Annotated in this window: 12 protein-coding genes; 3 read left to right on the forward strand and 9 right to left on the reverse strand. The window is 58.4% G+C overall.

Features of this window, described 5'->3' with window-relative positions; all coding sequences use genetic code 11:
* Positions 1-3 precede the first annotated feature (3 nt).
* Positions 4-741, forward strand: a complete 738-nt coding sequence (locus JNB88_RS18670; RefSeq protein ID WP_220356738.1) for a ThuA domain-containing protein — start codon at positions 4-6, stop codon at positions 739-741.
* A 232-nt stretch (positions 742-973) separates the two neighbouring features.
* On the opposite strand, the gene JNB88_RS18675 is transcribed toward JNB88_RS18670, so the two are convergent.
* Positions 974-1,819, reverse strand: a complete 846-nt coding sequence (locus JNB88_RS18675; RefSeq protein WP_220356739.1) for an AraC family transcriptional regulator — start codon at positions 1,817-1,819, stop codon at positions 974-976.
* A gap of 152 nt (positions 1,820-1,971) precedes the next feature.
* Here JNB88_RS18675 and JNB88_RS18680 point away from each other — a divergent pair, with 152 nt between their 5' ends.
* Both JNB88_RS18680 and JNB88_RS18685 read left to right on the forward strand, forming a co-directional pair.
* Positions 1,972-3,054 (forward strand): aldo/keto reductase, encoded by a 1,083-nt coding sequence (locus JNB88_RS18680; RefSeq protein WP_220356740.1) that lies wholly within the window; start codon positions 1,972-1,974, stop codon positions 3,052-3,054.
* A gap of 229 nt (positions 3,055-3,283) precedes the next feature.
* Positions 3,284-4,357 (forward strand): ROK family transcriptional regulator, encoded by a 1,074-nt coding sequence (locus tag JNB88_RS18685; protein ID WP_220356741.1) that lies wholly within the window; start codon positions 3,284-3,286, stop codon positions 4,355-4,357.
* Between the two features lie 22 nt (positions 4,358-4,379).
* Here JNB88_RS18685 and JNB88_RS18690 read toward each other — a convergent pair whose 3' ends face one another.
* From JNB88_RS18690 to JNB88_RS18725, 8 genes are all read right to left on the reverse strand, one after another.
* Positions 4,380-5,552 carry an ROK family transcriptional regulator gene (locus JNB88_RS18690; RefSeq protein WP_223217255.1) on the reverse strand — a complete coding sequence of 391 codons (1,173 nt, stop codon included), beginning with the start codon at positions 5,550-5,552 and terminating at the stop codon, positions 4,380-4,382.
* Positions 5,553-5,706: 154 nt separating this feature from the next.
* Positions 5,707-8,730, reverse strand: coding sequence for an alpha-mannosidase (locus JNB88_RS18695; RefSeq protein ID WP_220356743.1), 3,024 nt, complete (start codon positions 8,728-8,730; stop codon positions 5,707-5,709).
* Positions 8,731-8,757: 27 nt separating this feature from the next.
* The gene (locus tag JNB88_RS18700; protein ID WP_037134977.1) at positions 8,758-9,600 is read right to left on the reverse strand and encodes a carbohydrate ABC transporter permease; all 843 of its coding nucleotides are present in this window, start codon (positions 9,598-9,600) and stop codon (positions 8,758-8,760) included.
* Positions 9,597-10,529 (reverse strand): carbohydrate ABC transporter permease, encoded by a 933-nt coding sequence (locus JNB88_RS18705; protein WP_223217248.1) that lies wholly within the window; start codon positions 10,527-10,529, stop codon positions 9,597-9,599. The genes JNB88_RS18700 and JNB88_RS18705 overlap by 4 nt, the downstream gene beginning before the upstream one ends.
* A gap of 88 nt (positions 10,530-10,617) precedes the next feature.
* Entirely contained in the window at positions 10,618-11,919 is a 1,302-nt protein-coding gene (locus JNB88_RS18710; RefSeq protein ID WP_420832197.1) for an extracellular solute-binding protein, read from the reverse strand.
* A gap of 354 nt (positions 11,920-12,273) precedes the next feature.
* Positions 12,274-13,113 carry a TIGR01459 family HAD-type hydrolase gene (locus tag JNB88_RS18715; protein ID WP_220356744.1) on the reverse strand — a complete coding sequence of 280 codons (840 nt, stop codon included), beginning with the start codon at positions 13,111-13,113 and terminating at the stop codon, positions 12,274-12,276.
* On the reverse strand, positions 13,106-14,386 hold the full coding sequence (locus tag JNB88_RS18720; protein WP_220356745.1) for an FGGY-family carbohydrate kinase: 1,281 nt from the start codon (positions 14,384-14,386) through the stop codon (positions 13,106-13,108). Before JNB88_RS18720 ends, JNB88_RS18715 begins: the two co-directional genes overlap by 8 nt.
* Positions 14,383-15,465: a class II aldolase/adducin family protein gene (locus tag JNB88_RS18725; protein ID WP_220356746.1), complete on the reverse strand. Its 1,083-nt coding sequence runs from the start codon at positions 15,463-15,465 to the stop codon at positions 14,383-14,385. The genes JNB88_RS18720 and JNB88_RS18725 overlap by 4 nt, the downstream gene beginning before the upstream one ends.
* Positions 15,466-15,642: the final 177 nt, after the last annotated feature.

Here is a 15,642-nt window from a genome sequence, read left to right on the forward strand (position 1 = left end):
ATCATGACAATCAAGGTCACCATCTGGAACGAAGGTCGCCACGAACAGCTGCACAAGGAAGTCCAGGAGATCTACCCCGATCGGATCGACGGTGCGATCGCAGCAGGTATCGCCAACCCCGACTTCGAAATACGCCGTGCTACACTCGACGACCCGCAAGAGGGGCTACCGGATTCCCTGCTCAACGACACCGATGTGCTGTTGTGGTGGGGACACATGGCCCATGAAGAGGTGAGCGACGGATTGATCGATCGGATACAGCAACGTGTGCTCAAAGGAATGGGCCTCATCGTTTTGCATTCCGGACATCATTCCAAGCTGTTTCGACGACTGATGGGGACGAATGCCAATCTGTCATGGCGCGAGACACCGCAAGGCGATCTGGAGCGGGTGTGGGTGGTCAACCCGGCGCATCCGATTGCCGAGGGGCTGCCACCGTACTTCGAAGTCAACGCCTCGGAAATGTATGGGGAACCTTTCGATATTCCGCAGCCGGACGAACTCGTCTTCATATCCTGGTATTCGGGCGGAGAGGTTTTCCGCAGCGGCTGCACGTGGCAGCGCGGTCGCGGCCGCATCTTCTTCTTCAGCCCGGGCCACGAAACTTATCCGATCTATCACGACAAAACCGTGCACAAGGTCATCTCCAACGGTGTCCGCTGGGCGAAGCAGACCCATGCCGATGGCCGTATCCTGGAGAATTGGCACCGCGCGGAACCCATTCACACTCGTCCGGCGTAGGTGCCAGCCTTTTGCCGGGCGTTGCCAAGAGCGCCGGGGAAAACAGTCGGGTTTCCTTGCGCAAGGAAGTTGGCCAAATATGTGTCAACTCCCTCGTGCATTCAGCTAGCCGCCAGACGGAGTTAGAGGAGGTATCCTGAGCCTGAACGCGAGTTTATTTATCGGGCGTCAGCTACCGCGCTCTCACAAGGGGTGTTGTTCATTCCAGGCCGATCCAACGGCGATCGGCTACTCAAGTTCTGAACCGAGCGGCATCGATCCCGGGAGACGACCCGAACTCCCGCCGATATTCGCGGTTGAACTGAGACGCGCTTTCGTAGCCCATCTCAAAACCAATGGATGCAACACTCCGCTGCTCTGACATCAGTTTCGTGCGCGCTTGAATAAGCCTCAGGCGTTTCTGATAGCGGATGGGGGTCATCGAGGTAGCGCGCCGGAAATGCCTGTGGAACGACGTTACGCTCATGCCGGCCCGGTCGGCCAGTTCCTCGACATGTATGGGTTCGGCGAAGTTGTGCTTGAGCCACTCGATGGCATCCACAACCCGGGACAGGGGTGTGCCAACAAGTCCGATTTGACGGACGATGGATGCATGTGCGCCATTCAAGAGTCGCCACATCAGTTCGCGTTCGATAGCGGGTCTGAGCGCCGTGGCATCAGTTGGCGTGTCCAAAAGGGATAGAAGTCTGACTAGCGGATCAAGCAACAGGTCCGATACACTGCCCACGCCGGCGCTCGAGGGAGCATCGTGTTTGATTGGCGCGAGGTTTGTTTCCAACGCAAGCGAAGCGAGCGCCGTCGGATCCAGCGCCATTTCGAGGCCGAGGAATGGTTCTTCTTCGCTAGCCTTCGTGATGTGTGCGCTCACGGGGACCTCGAGAGAGACGACGAGGTATTCGCCCGCATTATAGTGGTGAACGCTGTCGCCAATCACTGTGCACTTGCTGCCCTGTGCGACCACCGCAAAGGTTGGTACGGCCAAGCCGCCGAGAGGCTCTGTTAAGGAGCTCTTTTTTAGTAGCCTAACTCCCGGCAACACATCAGTCACGTAATCCGGTCCTGAGTGCTTCTTGATCAACTCGGCAATGTGCGAAAGCTTCTGCATGGTCAGATACCGGTATGAAGGCGATTGGCAGTTTTGTGCAATAAGATGGCAGCAATGGTCTACGCGTAAAAGACAGCGCGACATTAAATCAAGGCGAACCGAAATCGAAGATACGGAGCGCCTATATGTCACTAGATTCTTTCGTTACCCTTGGCCGCTCGGCCTTGAGGGTCAGCCCGCTGACGCTCGGAACGATGACCTTCGGAGAGGACTGGGGCTGGGGCACCGATCCCGCGCACTCCACAGAGATCCTGGCTCACTATCTGGACCGAGGTGGCAATTCCATCGACACCGCCAACATCTACACGAACGGACATTCTGAGAAGATTATCGGCGACTACTTCGCCGGTAGCCCATCGAAACGCGATCGTGTGGTCCTCGGTACCAAGTTCTTCTCCAGCCTCCATCCGGGTGATCCGAATGGCGGCGGGGCCGGTCGCAAGGCCATGATCCATCAGCTTGAAGACTCGCTCCGTCGCCTACAGACAGACTACCTGGACATCTATTGGCTGCACAACTGGGACAAATACGCTCCGATCGAGGAGACGCTCCGCTCCCTGGACGATCTCGTTCGATCGGGTAAGGTTCGCTATATCGGCGTCTCTGATCTTCCGGCTTGGAAGACAGCCGAAGCTTCTGTGCTGTCACACTTCCGTGGGTGGACGCCGGTCATTGCACTGCAGCTTGAATACTCGCTTCTGGAGCGCACGATCGAAGGGGAACACGTCCCCCTGGCTCAGTCTATGGATATGGCAATCATGCCTTGGAGCCCCCTGAAGAACGGCTTCCTTTCCGGGAAATACAAGAAAGCGCAAGGCGCGCCCTTGGATGCCGCCCGAGCTATCTTGACCGGGGTGCCCTCCGAAGCCGATTACGAGGTAATCGACGTCCTTCACCAAATTGCCGCCGAAGTCGAAGCTAGTCCGGCAGCCGTTGCCTTGGCGTGGCTGCGTGCAAAGCCGATTGTCAGCTCCATTCTCGTCGGAGCTCGCCGCAAGGAACAGTTCATCGAGAACCTTGCTGCCTTGGATGTCCAGCTCGGTAACGACCAGGTTGCCCGGCTGGACGCAGTATCAACCCCGACTTTGAACTTCCCTGCCCATGTTCTGGAGACAGGCACCCCAATGCTGGGATATGGCGGCACGAAGATCAACGGCGTGCAAACCCGCGTTTGGCCAATGCTGGAGAGTAGCAAGGTCCGCTACTGATCGGGACGCCAGTCTCTCCGGCACCACGGGTCGGACGCATAAACCGGGCCAAACTTTCCATAAACGTCCCGGCATTCTTCATCGCGTTGGCTTCGAGATCAGCTGCCCGCCAATCTCGTCGCCGGCACGCCGGTTCCTGGTCCTTGATGCAAGGTCAAAATTAGGCGATAGGTGGATTTGCTGCGCGCGATCGATCAGGCGCGCAGTAGGGCTATGGGATATCGCTTGTTTGAAGACAACTCGACGCCATTCAATCTCCGGCGCAGCCAGGCAGCGCCCGCCGCATGATGATCGTCCGGGCATCAGCCCAATTGATATCGCCGAGCATAATTCCCGCATTACCCTGAGGCTGCTCCGGCGCCGGGGCGCGATGACCCGTCAGGAACTTTCCAGAGAGCTTGCCCTCACTGAACCGGCCATCACGGGAATTGTGCGACGCCTTCAGACAGCAGGACTCGTTACCGAACGAAAGCGTTCAACAACCGCGCACTACACGGCTGCTGCATTTGGATTGCGTGGTGAAGCACGATATTCTCTAGGCGTCAGGATTGGCAATCTCGACGGTGAAGTGGTCTTGATGGATCTCGCTGGCGCAATCGTCCAACAGAAGACGTTTGCAACGCGTGACGCTCTCATTGCTGTGGTCGCAGACCTTCAGCGAGCCGTTGGCCTCGCGAAGATCGTCGGCTGTGGTGTCGCGACATCCCCCGACGCCTTCATGGATCGCGAGCAGATAGAGCCCGTTCTTGGCAAGGACGGCCAGGCGCTATTCTTTCTCGATGATACCGAGGCCGCAATAGAAGCTGAACGTGCCCTTGGCATAGGAGACACCGAAGGCGGCATGGTCATGATCCTCACGGATTATTCGGTTCGTGCAGGTCTTCTTATCGGAGGCAGGGTGTTTAGAGGCAACCATGGTCGGGCAGGGCAAATTGGCGAAATGCGCTCGGGCATCGATGGTGCCAGCCTGAACGAGGTGGCAACTTTGCAATCGCTGAAATCGAGCTTGGCAGACAAGGATCGCTGGGTCGAAAAAGCGGCTCGCCACTTGCACGAAGCCGTACTTGCCGTTTCCGGCTTTATAGCACCGGGCGCCATCCTCATCGGCGGCTCTTTACCGGACGACGTCTTGCATGCCGTGGTCAGCCGCATGTCACGCGAACGCGATGACAAGATCCGCGACCTTGTCATTGCTCCATGGATTCAGCAGATCAGAGCCGCCACATATCCCTGGGCCGGCGCCGTACTTGGCGCTGCGTTGCGCCCCCTGGACACCATGGCATTGCCGGATGCGCGTGCGTAAGGCACTCGCCATCCGTCACAAGCTAAGCCGGCGCCAAGGCCCCCGTGTGTGCCGGATGTCCGCCGAGCGGGTTGCGAATCCGTTGCGCCGGTTCCGCTGACGGGAGGCCAAGTCGATGGGCGAGAGGAATTGCCGCAGCGCCCAAGGCTGCCGCATCTTCCGAACCTGCTGCCCTGTGTAGCGACGGCGCCTGCGCGCCGAGGCGGACGATTTCTTCGTGTACATTGAGGAGAAGTTCATCAATCAGGCGCGCCGGAAAACGGCCACCTATCAGTACGCCTTCGGGATCGACGATCATCCCTATATTGACGACCGCTTGCGCTATCTTCTTGCTCACCTTGCGCAACCATCCACTGACCAGATTTCGTCCAGTTTCATCGAGCTCAAGAAGGTCGAAAGGCGTCGTCGCCTTTACCCCGTTTCTCTGGAGATAGTCGAGGAGGATGAAGAGCGAAAACATTTCGCCTAGCGGCTGCGTGGTGCCGGCGTGAGGTCCCTCATCGAAGACGACAGGCAGCCAGCCGATTTCTCCCCCGATGCCACTCGCCCCCTTATGCCGCACGCCATCGATTACCAGGCTGCCGCCGAGGCACGCATTGGCGAGAATGTAGAAGAAGCTGTCGATCTCAGTCCCAAGACCATATTCTATCTCGCCGAGTGCTGCGGCATTGGCATCGTTGTCGATGAAGATTGGATGGTCGGTGAGGGCCTCCAGCGCGCCTCGGACATCGAAGCCGTTCCAACGCCGATATTCCTCGGGAAACCCGATCACCGGCACTTCGCCGAGCCAGTCTGGAATGGCAAGACCTATGCCCGCTAGCCGACTTTCCTGAATGACTTTGCGACGACGAAAGGACGAGAGTGCGTCGCCCATAAGAAGAACGAAGTCGTCGGGCAAAAGAAAGCGACGCTCATGGTGAATGCGGCCTCGCACCGTGCCGACAGCATCGACGGCGACAATTGTCAGGTGGTCTCGATCGATGTTCGCACCGATCGCAAACACGCCGTCCGGATCGATCTCCAGCTCTATGGCGGGCTGTCCCCTCAAGCCATGTCGGCGCCGTGCCTCCATAACCAGGCCTTCATCAAGTAGCCGCTCAACAATCCGCGTCACAGCCTGTTTGGTGAGTCTCGATTGCTCGGCGAGCTCCGTGCGCGAGATTGGCCCCCCACGATGGATCGCGGAGAGGATCATGGCCCGGTTCGCAGCGGCAGCCTGCTCCGTGTTCGAGCCCGATACCAACACGTTCTACATTCCTCCCATCCCGCCCAAACCAGCTCCAAGCGACACTAGGTGATTGGATCCGGCAGGAAAAGGGGCCAATGGCGGCCCCTTTTCGTCACGCGGTTCAAGCCACTGAGATCCGCCAGCTTTTGACCTCGAAGGGCTTCAGCCCGGTCCGTGGCGTATCGGCCATCGGCTCTTCCAGGATGCTGACCGTTCCCTCGTTGCGCCAATTGGCCGGAAGCTTCAATTCGAATGCACCGCGGCGGCCTGCTGGTTCATAGACGCGCACGATGAGCCCGTCGCCTTCCTCGGCTGGTTTTACTGCCGAGAGTGCTGCGTCGATTCCACTTGTCCCAAGGGGTTGCCAATTGCCCGTAGCGAGCCCTGCAACAGGCAACGCCAGAAGGGGTTGGTTCAGATCTTCGGCCTCCTGCCGAACTCCACCCTCATACCAGGTGCCCTCGTGTGGCATCAGCGCATAGGTGAAAGTCTGCTCGCCTTCGTCGGCAAGCGGGTCGGGGTAAACAGGCGAACGCAGCAGAGAAAGACCAAGGACATTGCCTCGCATGCTGTGCCCATACTTCGCGTCGTTCAGGATGGCAACCCCGAAGCCTGGCTCGGAGAGGTCCGCAAACCGATGGGCAGGCGCCTCGAACATCGCGGCATCCCAGGAGGTATTCGAATGCGTCGGTCGTTCGACCACCCCATACGCACATTCGCATGTTGCGCGTGCATTGCGAACGGCCACGCTCGTTTCTGTGCGCAGAAAGGCGCGGCGATCATGCCAGTCGAGAACGGTTTCGATATCAAGACGGCGTGCATTGGCGCCAAGCGACAGGATTTGCGTAATGCGCGAATGCCGCCAGGTTCTGACGATCCGGATTGCAACCCGGTGTGGTCCATTTTCAACAACCTCGAGGCTGTCGAGTGCGGTGATTTCCTCTCCGCGGGCGGCGTAATCTTCCTCGACATCCCAGGCATCCCAGTTGCGCGGCTTGTCTACGGGATAAACGAAAAGCCGGTTGCCGCCACCCTCAAGGGCTTCGCGGCCACTTGGCTTGTGCACAATGCTTGCGATCGAACCGTTCTTCGCCAAGGTTACCTTGAGAACGGCATTTTCAAGGTGCTCGCGACCGACGGAAAGGCCTGATGCAGGCTCGAGCGTGGTTGGATCGACGACCGCGATTCCGAGCGGCGCGATCACCGCATCTGACGAGATCATCCGTCCATCGGGGAGCGTCAGTTGTAGCGGTCGAGCCGACAGTGATGGATTGACGACCAGCACATTGTCGCCAGCGCCCGACGGCAGCTGCGCCGCGATCGCTTCCATTGCCTTCGTCTGCGCGGTTTTGCCGGCCGAGATAACAGCCTCGAGTTCCTGGGCGGCATCGACGTAGACTTCTGCGATCGACGAGCCGGGCAAAATGTCGTGGAATTCGTTCTTCAAGACGAAGCGCCACTGGTGCTCCATCGACCTTGGTTTCTCTGCACCCATCAGATGCGCCAGTCCAAACAGGGTCTCGGCCGTGATGAGGCTGCGCTCAGCCTTGCGATGCAGCCGCTTGACAACGCTCTGGCTGGTCAAGGTTGCACGGTGAAGCTCGAGATAGATCTCGCCACGCCACGTGGCCAGTCTCGTCTCCTCGGCGGCCTCATGCGCGCCATTGAAGAAGTCGTGAACCTTTGTCCATCGGGCTTCGGGCAGCGCCGGGAATGCCCGCAATTGTTCCTCGCGTGCAATCATCTCTGGTGTGACACCACCACCACCATCGCCGTAGCCAACCGCGAGCAAAGTCGTTGTGTGCTTGTCCTTGTCCTTGAAGTTTCGCCAGGTTGGCACAAAGCAGTCCGGTCGTACAAAGCCGTTGTAGCCCTGCATCGGGTTGTCGAATGTATGTGTAAGAACCCGGCTTCCATCCAGTCCCTCCCACCAGAAGAGGTCGGACGGAAATTTGTTTGTCTCCGACCAATTGACCTTGATCGTGAAGAAGCTGTTCATTCCGCCCTGCCGCAAAAGCTGGGGAAGGGCAGCGGAGAAGCCGAAGCAATCGGGCAGCCAGCAAACGCTATGGCGAACACCGAATGTCTTTTCGAAGTAGCGCTGCCCGTAAAGAATTTGTCGGCTGAGGCTTTCACCGGTCGGCATGTTCGTGTCGGGTTCTACCCACATGCCGCCCACGGTCTCCCACTGACCATCCCGGGCACGCTCGATGATCCGCTCCAAAAGTTCCGGATCGTCCTCGGCAATTTGCGCGTAATAGTGGGCGGTCGACTGGTTGAAGCGAAAATCCGACGACTGCTCCATGAGGGAAAGCGCGGTGTGGAAGGTGCGTCGCATCTTCCGCCTCGTTTCACCGTATGGCCAGAGCCAGGCCAAATCGATATGCGCATGTCCCGTCAACGCAATCTCACCTTGCGGCGGAAAACGTTCGCGCAGTTTCTTCAGCCGCGTCAGTGCGCTTTCGTAGGCAGAGATCACGCTTGCACGTTCGGCCTGGTTTAGTCCTTCAGGGGAGGTCGCCAGTGGCGGCAGTTGCCAGATCTTCTGCTGCATCGGAGCTGGGGCGGTACGCGCCACATAGGCGGCAGTCGCCGAGGGCCATTCCAATCCGCGCAACGTATCCTCAGCGATATCAAGGAGATGAGGAACAACGTCATGCTGCTCTAAAATGTCGACCGCCTCGCAGATCTGGCGCATAAGCAGCCAGAGATCGTCGACTGCCGCGTCGAGCCAGATCAGCGCCGCGCGCTCCAGTTTCGGGCCGCGCACCGGCTCCCCGAACGGCAGGCGCGCCACCGTCTCGGACGCAATGCTGACCGTTCGGGAGGGCAGGCGGAATTCGCGATGATAGGGGTCTAGACCAAGCCTCTTTTCATTCCCCGCCTCATCGGTAATCGTGATCAGGCTTTCTCCGCCGAGATCGAGCGAAAGACGAGCCTCCTCCAGCGGCCAATGACCTGGAAGTTTGGCCGTCGCTGCGAAATGGACGGTCCCATTGCTGCGCGGCCAAGCCGCACCCATGGCGATTGCTTCTCCGTCAAATGTCCAGCCGTCGATCTGGACCGTTTCACGCGATCGCCAATATTCGAGTTCGGCGGAACGGACACGGATGCGTTCAAGGCGTTGGATCAAGGTGAGCGTCATAATGATATCCTGCGATTTGAAAAATGATCAGCCCTTGACGGCACCAGCCGTCATCGCGCCGAGGATGAGACGTTGAAGGGAAAGAAAGGCGACAATTGCCGGAACGACCGATACGAGGCAGGCCGCGGCGAGGAGTTGGATGGAAGAATCGTTCTGTGTCCCGGCATACTGGAAAATCCCAACACCGATCGGCATGAGAGATTCCTTGCTGATGAGGAGAAACGGAACAAGGAACTGCGACCAGCCGGCAATCACGGTAATGATGAAGGCAGAGGCAATACCCGGTGTTGATAACGGCAATATGATACGCCAGAAGACTGCGAAGTGACTGCATCCGTCTATGAGGGCAGCCTCGTCAAGGCTGCGCGGGATACCGTCGACGAAGCCCTTCAAAATCCAGGTCACCATCGGTACGGCAAGCGCGATGTAGACCATTGCCGCACCGAAGTGGCTATCCGTCAATCCGATCGCCGCCATGTAGCGATAGAGTGGCACCATGATGACGAGTGGCGAAATCATCTGGAAGGCAAGCAGGACCATCATCCATGGACCCTTCCCGCGAAATGGAAAGCGCGAGAAAGCGTAGGCCGCCGGCAGCGCCACAATCAGGCAGCCGATCGCGCTTGATGTTGAGAGGATCAGGGCATTCCAGAGGTATCCGGCAAACTTGTCAGAAGACAGGATTGCGGTAAAATTATCGAGGGTTGGGGCCTTCGGAATGAACCGGCTGACGCCGAGAAACACCTCCTTGCGCGTCCTCAGCGCCAATGAAAGAAGCCAGAGCAGTGGCCAGGCAAAGAACAGGAACGTCACGGCCAGAAAGATGTAGCTGAAGAGATCGCCAATCCGGTCTTCTCGCGAACTTCTCATACCGGCTCTCCTCTTGGAAGGAAGCGCGCATAGACGAGCGCAAGGCTCAGGCTGATGACGAGCATGAGAATCGATAGCACCGCGCCGGCTGCAAGGTCGTAGTTCCGAAACACGACATTGAACGTGTAGAGCGAGAGGACCTCGGTCGCCCGTCCAGGCCCCCCACCTGTCAGCGATATGATGGCGTCGAACGTATTCAGCGTCTGGATCGTAATCAGGATCATGTTGACCAGGATCGCGGTGCGAAGCTGCGGCAGAGTGATGTAGAACATGCGCTGTCGCGCATTGGCGCCGTCCATCTCGGCTGCCTCGTAGAGTTCCGGGTCGATCGCCTTGATGGCCGCGTACATCACCACCATCGAGAAGGCTGTCCCGCGCCAGACGTTGGATATGACCACCGACCACATGACCATGTCGGGATCGGAAAGCCACTGGACAGGCGCCGCACCAACCATCCGCAGCAGGCTGTTCAGGCCACCGAACGGCGCTTCGTTGAAAAGCATCTTCCAGATGATGCCACCTGCGATGCCCGGAACGACCCACGCCACCAGCGCCGTGGTGCGTACAATCGTGGAACCAAACAGACCGCGGTTTTCACTGCGCACAACGACCTGGGCGATAAAGAAGCCGAGTGTCTGTTGCGCGATGACGCTGGATGCCGTGAACACGAAGGTGACCCAGAGTATCTGGAGGAGTTCGGGCTTCGACAGCGTATGGATGAATGTCTGCAGCGTGTAACGCTCATCCGTGCCAACGAGCGAGATGTTCGTAAAGGCAAAGCGAAACACGTCAAGCAGAGGGTAAAGATAGAAGACGCCCAGCACGAATATGAGTGGGACGAGCCAGGGCAGGGGTGATGGACCGCGCCGGCGTGAAATTCCAACGCCAAGCCTTTGGGGGCGCTCGGCCGCAATGCTAGCATTCATCATCGATCAGTCCGGTCCATTGCTCTCGGAGGATGACGTCCAGTCATGGACAGCGGCGCAGAGGAGGGACGCTGCGCCGCTGATCGATCCCTCAGCTCCGCTTGAAGGCGCTGAGAGAAGCACTGAAGGCTTCGTCGACTGCAGCTTCCGTCGGTTGTGTGCCGGTCAACACCTTGCCCATCATGATCTGGATCTGGTTCGAGACTTCAGGATAGACCGGAGCTCCGGGGCGTGCCTGGCCGACCTTGAGGGCTGCGGCGAATGTCTTGTTCGCTTCGCTCGAAAACACCTCGTACTTGTCATAGAGGTCAGCACGTGTCGGAAGCTGCTCCTGCAGAGCGTTCGCCGGCCCCATGTAGACCTCGCGTGCAAGATCGGCGCAGACCTTGACCTTGGCCGGATCCCTGCTGAACGCTGCGACGGTCCAGCCACCCGTGCCCGTCGAGCGCTGATCGGCCTTCGGTCCGGGAAGGGGCGAGAAAGTCCACTTGGCGAACTCATCCGGTTCCAGCGCCGTCTTCAATTGCGCATATTGCCAGTTGCCGCCGACAAAAAGCGCGGTCGTACCGGCAGCAGCGGCCGCATTAAAGTCGTCGTAGTTGCCGATCGTTGCCACGCGTTTTGGCGCTGCACCGGATTCGACCAGATCGCGGTAGTAATTGACAGCCTTGATGAACTTCTCGCGGTTCTCGCCCTCGCCGAAGATGGGCTTGCCTTCGTCGTCAACCAGCTTGCCGCCCTGTGCCCAGAAATTTGCCAGCCAGTCGAAGGTCGTTCCCTCATAACGGCTACCGTTGAACAGGACACCTTCCATGGCTTGTTCGACAGAAGACAAAGCAGCTTTCTTCAGGTCATCCCATGTCTCAGGAGCATTCGGAACGATTTCCTTGTTGCGGTAGAGGACCCGCAAATCCGTCGACCACCACCATGCATAGATGTTGCCGTCGGTCCCGGTTATGCCGTCGCGGATGAAGGGGAAAAGTTGGCCGATCTCATCCTTGCTGAAGTATGGACTAAATGATTGCAGGACACCGGCTTTTTTGAACAACGGCAGCACGAAGGAATCGACGGCCGCGCAATCGGGTGCCGAGCCTGACTTTGCCTGCTCGAGCATGCGCGCCTGCTCCTGCCCGATGTCGCCCGACATCATTTGCAGTTCGATTTGCCAATCGGGGCGTTTAGCAATGAAGTCATTGAAGAGTTTACTGTAGCCCTGCGCGTACGCCGGTTCGTTGTTGCGCGGGCCATCTGTTGTCATGCGGAAAACCATCTTGTTTGGTGCATCGGGTTTCCCGACAATGTCACCTGTGATGGTGTCTTGAGCGATGCTGAACTGTGGCAGTGTGAAAATCGTGCCGGCAGCCAGCGCAAGCGTAATTGCCTTTTTCCTCACTCTAGTTCCTCCCTGATCAGGATCCAGTTGCGAGCTCCTTGCCTCCACACAAGGAGCATCGTGATCCGTCGATTAGATTAAGTCACTTTCTTTTGGTGTCAAGCGGGCGAAAGGAACAACGATGCGCGCGAGCCGCTTTCTGCTCAGACGCCCCTGCCAAAATCGACCGATGCCCGAGCAGCCTGCCGCGCTTGCAAGCAAGCTCGCTCCTAAGTTCAACCGCACAAAGGACTGAGTTCATCCCGATGATGAAGCGTTCGATAGCTCGCTGGCGTGCGGTCCCGCCCTTCAGTCTGCGCGGGGTCGTCGAGCACATTTTCAGGGGCGTACTAACGTGATGGAGGGCAGGCGACCCTAGAACGAAAATTCCGGGATCAAATAGCTCGCAGTCGCACGAACGTCGGCGAACAACCGTTTGAGTTTCTCTTCACTGGCATCGGCCAGTATTCCGGTTCTGACAAGGACGGAATCCAGTCCAGCTGTCTTTGCCCCGAGGATGTCGTGCTCGATGCTGTCGCCTATACAGACAACGTGGCGGTGGTCTGTAACGCCTGCAAGGCGCAGCGCATGCTCGTAGATTTCGGGATGCGGTTTCCCGAGCCATGTCACCGGACCACCCATTTCCTCATAGATCCGGGCAATGCTTCCCGCTCCCGGCGCTATCGCCCCCTCGTGAAGTTTGTGAGTATCGGGGTTGGTACAGAAACAAGGGACCCCTCTCTCGGCAGCAGGCCGCATCATTTCGCGATAGTCATCCATCGGAATCCGTTCAGCTTCGCTGCCCGAGATAATGACAACCTCGGCATCTGACGCGTTTTCCGTCGAAATCAGATCAAGGCGGTCTGCAAGATTGCTGTCGCCGCCGCTCGAGATCGTCAGGCACCGCGCATTTCGCGCGATGGGAGAGGAGGGACCGGAAAGGATCTCGTATGCCACATCGCCCGAGGTGACGAAGAAGTCGAAACTGTCGGCCGCAAAGCCAAGCTTGACCAGCCGCTCGGAGTTATACTCACCGCTTCGTCCTGAATTTGAAAGGATGACGATTGTTTTCCCCGCCGATTTCAACCGCGACAAAGAGGCGATCGCATTCTCGTAAGGCCCAGTATCATCCCGGAGCACGCCGAACTGATCGACAAAGAAAACGTCATACTTCAGGGCCAGTTGGGCAAGGGTGCTCGGTCGCGGATCAGGCATTGTCGTCGTCCAGTTGGGCTACGACAAGTGCCGCAGTTCCGACAGCTGCCTCCAAAGACTTCGCCGGCAGCATCTCAAGGTTCATCGCCCTTGACCTCATCTTTGTCCAGGCGGGGTTACGGGAACCGCCGCCGACGGTTCGAAGGCTTGTCAATGAAGGCGAGCCGAGTTCGCGCAGCCGTTGATAGCCGAGGCGCTCAATTTCCGTCATGCCTTCCAGTATTGCCTGGAAGAACAGACTGTCGTCGGTCGGCCGGGGAGTGAGGCGAGGCAGGTAGTCTGGGTCATTGATTGGAAACCGCTCGCCTGGGCGTAGCAGCGGATAGAGGTCCAGGCCGAGCTTGCGATCTGGATCAACCTTCAGCGTAAGTTCATCCAGTCGGTCATCCCCGATCAATGCCCTGACGACATTGCCCCCGCTGTTCGACGCGCCCCCGACAAGCCAGAACCCACCGACGCGGTGCGAGTAGACGCCGTATTCGGGTGCGCTGATCGGGGTGTCCGAGGCCAGTTTCAAAACGATCGTTGAACCGAGCGCGGTTACGGCATCGCCTTTACTCGATGCACCAGTCGCGAGGAACGAGGCGCATCCATCCGTCGTGCCTGCGTGAAACCATGCCGTCTGGGGAATGCCTATTTGACGCAGGTAGCCCATGGCTGGCGCTATCTTTTTGCCCGCGCGGTGGACTGTCGGCAATTTGGACAAGTCCATCCCCGCCGCTTCGAGCCAATCCGGCCATTCTTCGGTATTCAGGTCGAAACCCGTCTTGAGCGCATTGTTCTCATCGCTGACGCGACCCGGGCAGCCCAACTTCATCAAGATCCAGTCCGCCTGATGCACGACTGCATCGACGTCGCTGTCACTCGAAAGATGGATCGCACGAGCAAGGCCAGAATTCGCGCCGATGGCCGTAGCGCCTGCAGGCGCATTGTCCGCAATGCGCGCAACAACCAGAGGATCGGGGCAGGGATCGTTGTACATCAGTACTGATCCAGTCGGCTCATTCGACGCATCAAGTGCAAGAACGGTCCCCGACGTGCCGTCTACAGCGATGCCTTCGACTGCGGAGAGATCAGTTTGCGCTGCGACGGTTTCGATCGCCTGGCTTACCCTTGCCCACCATGCCTGCGGTTGTCTTAGTTCGTCCGGCGACAGGAATGGCGCTGCAGCAAACGCGGTCGGATTGCCTTCGCAGTCAACAGCGCACGCTCGAGCGCCCGACGTGCCGATATCGACGCCGATGGCGACAGCTTTGCTGGCCTGGATGTTCACGCGGACTGCCTCTCTGATCCGCGGTCGAGAGCCTGGCGATACTGCTCGGCCTCCCAATGTGTAAGTTCGTGCTCGTCGTCCTTTGATAGATAGGCAACTGCCCTTCCTTCGGGAATGCGGCCGACGACCTCGGCCAGGCAACGGGCCATGACTTCTCCGCCCGCAGTAAGCGTACTCGACAGCAGTACGCCCTTGTTTGGAACGAGCAGCATCTTTGGCGCGTCACGACCGTCCCTGGAGAGAGCCGCTTCGTAATCTTTCGCGGTTTGCCCATCCCCAAGCACGCCGATCTCCGTTCCGAGGAATATGACGTGGTCTGGATATAGGGAACCGCCAAGAGCGATCGCCTGATTGGCCTGGGAAAGCGCGACAGCATGGCTGCTACAGTCTTGGGCGGGGTGAAAACTCGATCCCTGGGCTATCGCCGTGAGTTCTGCGATATCAGGCGTCGCCGTCTCGCGCGGCGTAACAGACAAGGCTTTCGTCACGCGCGAGATTTTGCTTTCCACTTCCTCCACGGTCTCGCCGCAAACGATTATGCCGTGATTGAAAAGGACAAGAACGTCCGGACGGGATGTGGCGACTTTCTCTATCTCTGCGGCAAGGGGTGTACCAGGACGCCTGTATGGAATGGTCACCCATTTGAGGTCTTGAACACCACTCATCCGCGCAGTCAGTTCCGCATCCCGGTCCTTGAGTACGGCCAGGGCGATCGCGTTCACGCAGTGATAGTGCGCGACCACGGGGCTCTTCAGAGCGGCATGGAAACTGGTCTCGATAGAGGGTCTGAGTCCGCTGGAGTTAAACTCTGCGACGACAAAGTCCGTCGATTTCTCCGCCCGAGGGTCGCCCTCACGAAGCGCAGCTACCAGCGGTTCGACGACGACGGGGACCATGATGTCCTGATCCTCGGCCTTCGAAAGCCAGGTTCCCGAGGCCTTTACCCACATTACCCCGCCGTCCTTGATCGACGTATTGCCCCCAGCGCCTTGTGTCTTGAGGATGTCGCTTCCGATCGCACTCGACAGATGCAGGAAGCCCCGGAACAACTCGGTCCCTCTCGGGTCAGTCTTTTTCACCTTGGTCTCCTCCTGCGGCATGGCCCAACCCGACTGCGTCAATGGCTGAGTAAACTCTTTCGTGATCCTATTAATGTGATCGAACGTCGTCAACTGTGAAGAATATTGATCTTTCACATTGCGCATAGCGCTACGCTGTGATTATAGTTCGTCACAGACGCTGAGGGAGAAGCGTCA

It is taken from the genome of Rhizobium cauense, from assembly GCF_019511525.1.
Classification (GTDB): Bacteria; Pseudomonadota; Alphaproteobacteria; order Rhizobiales; family Rhizobiaceae; genus Rhizobium; species Rhizobium cauense.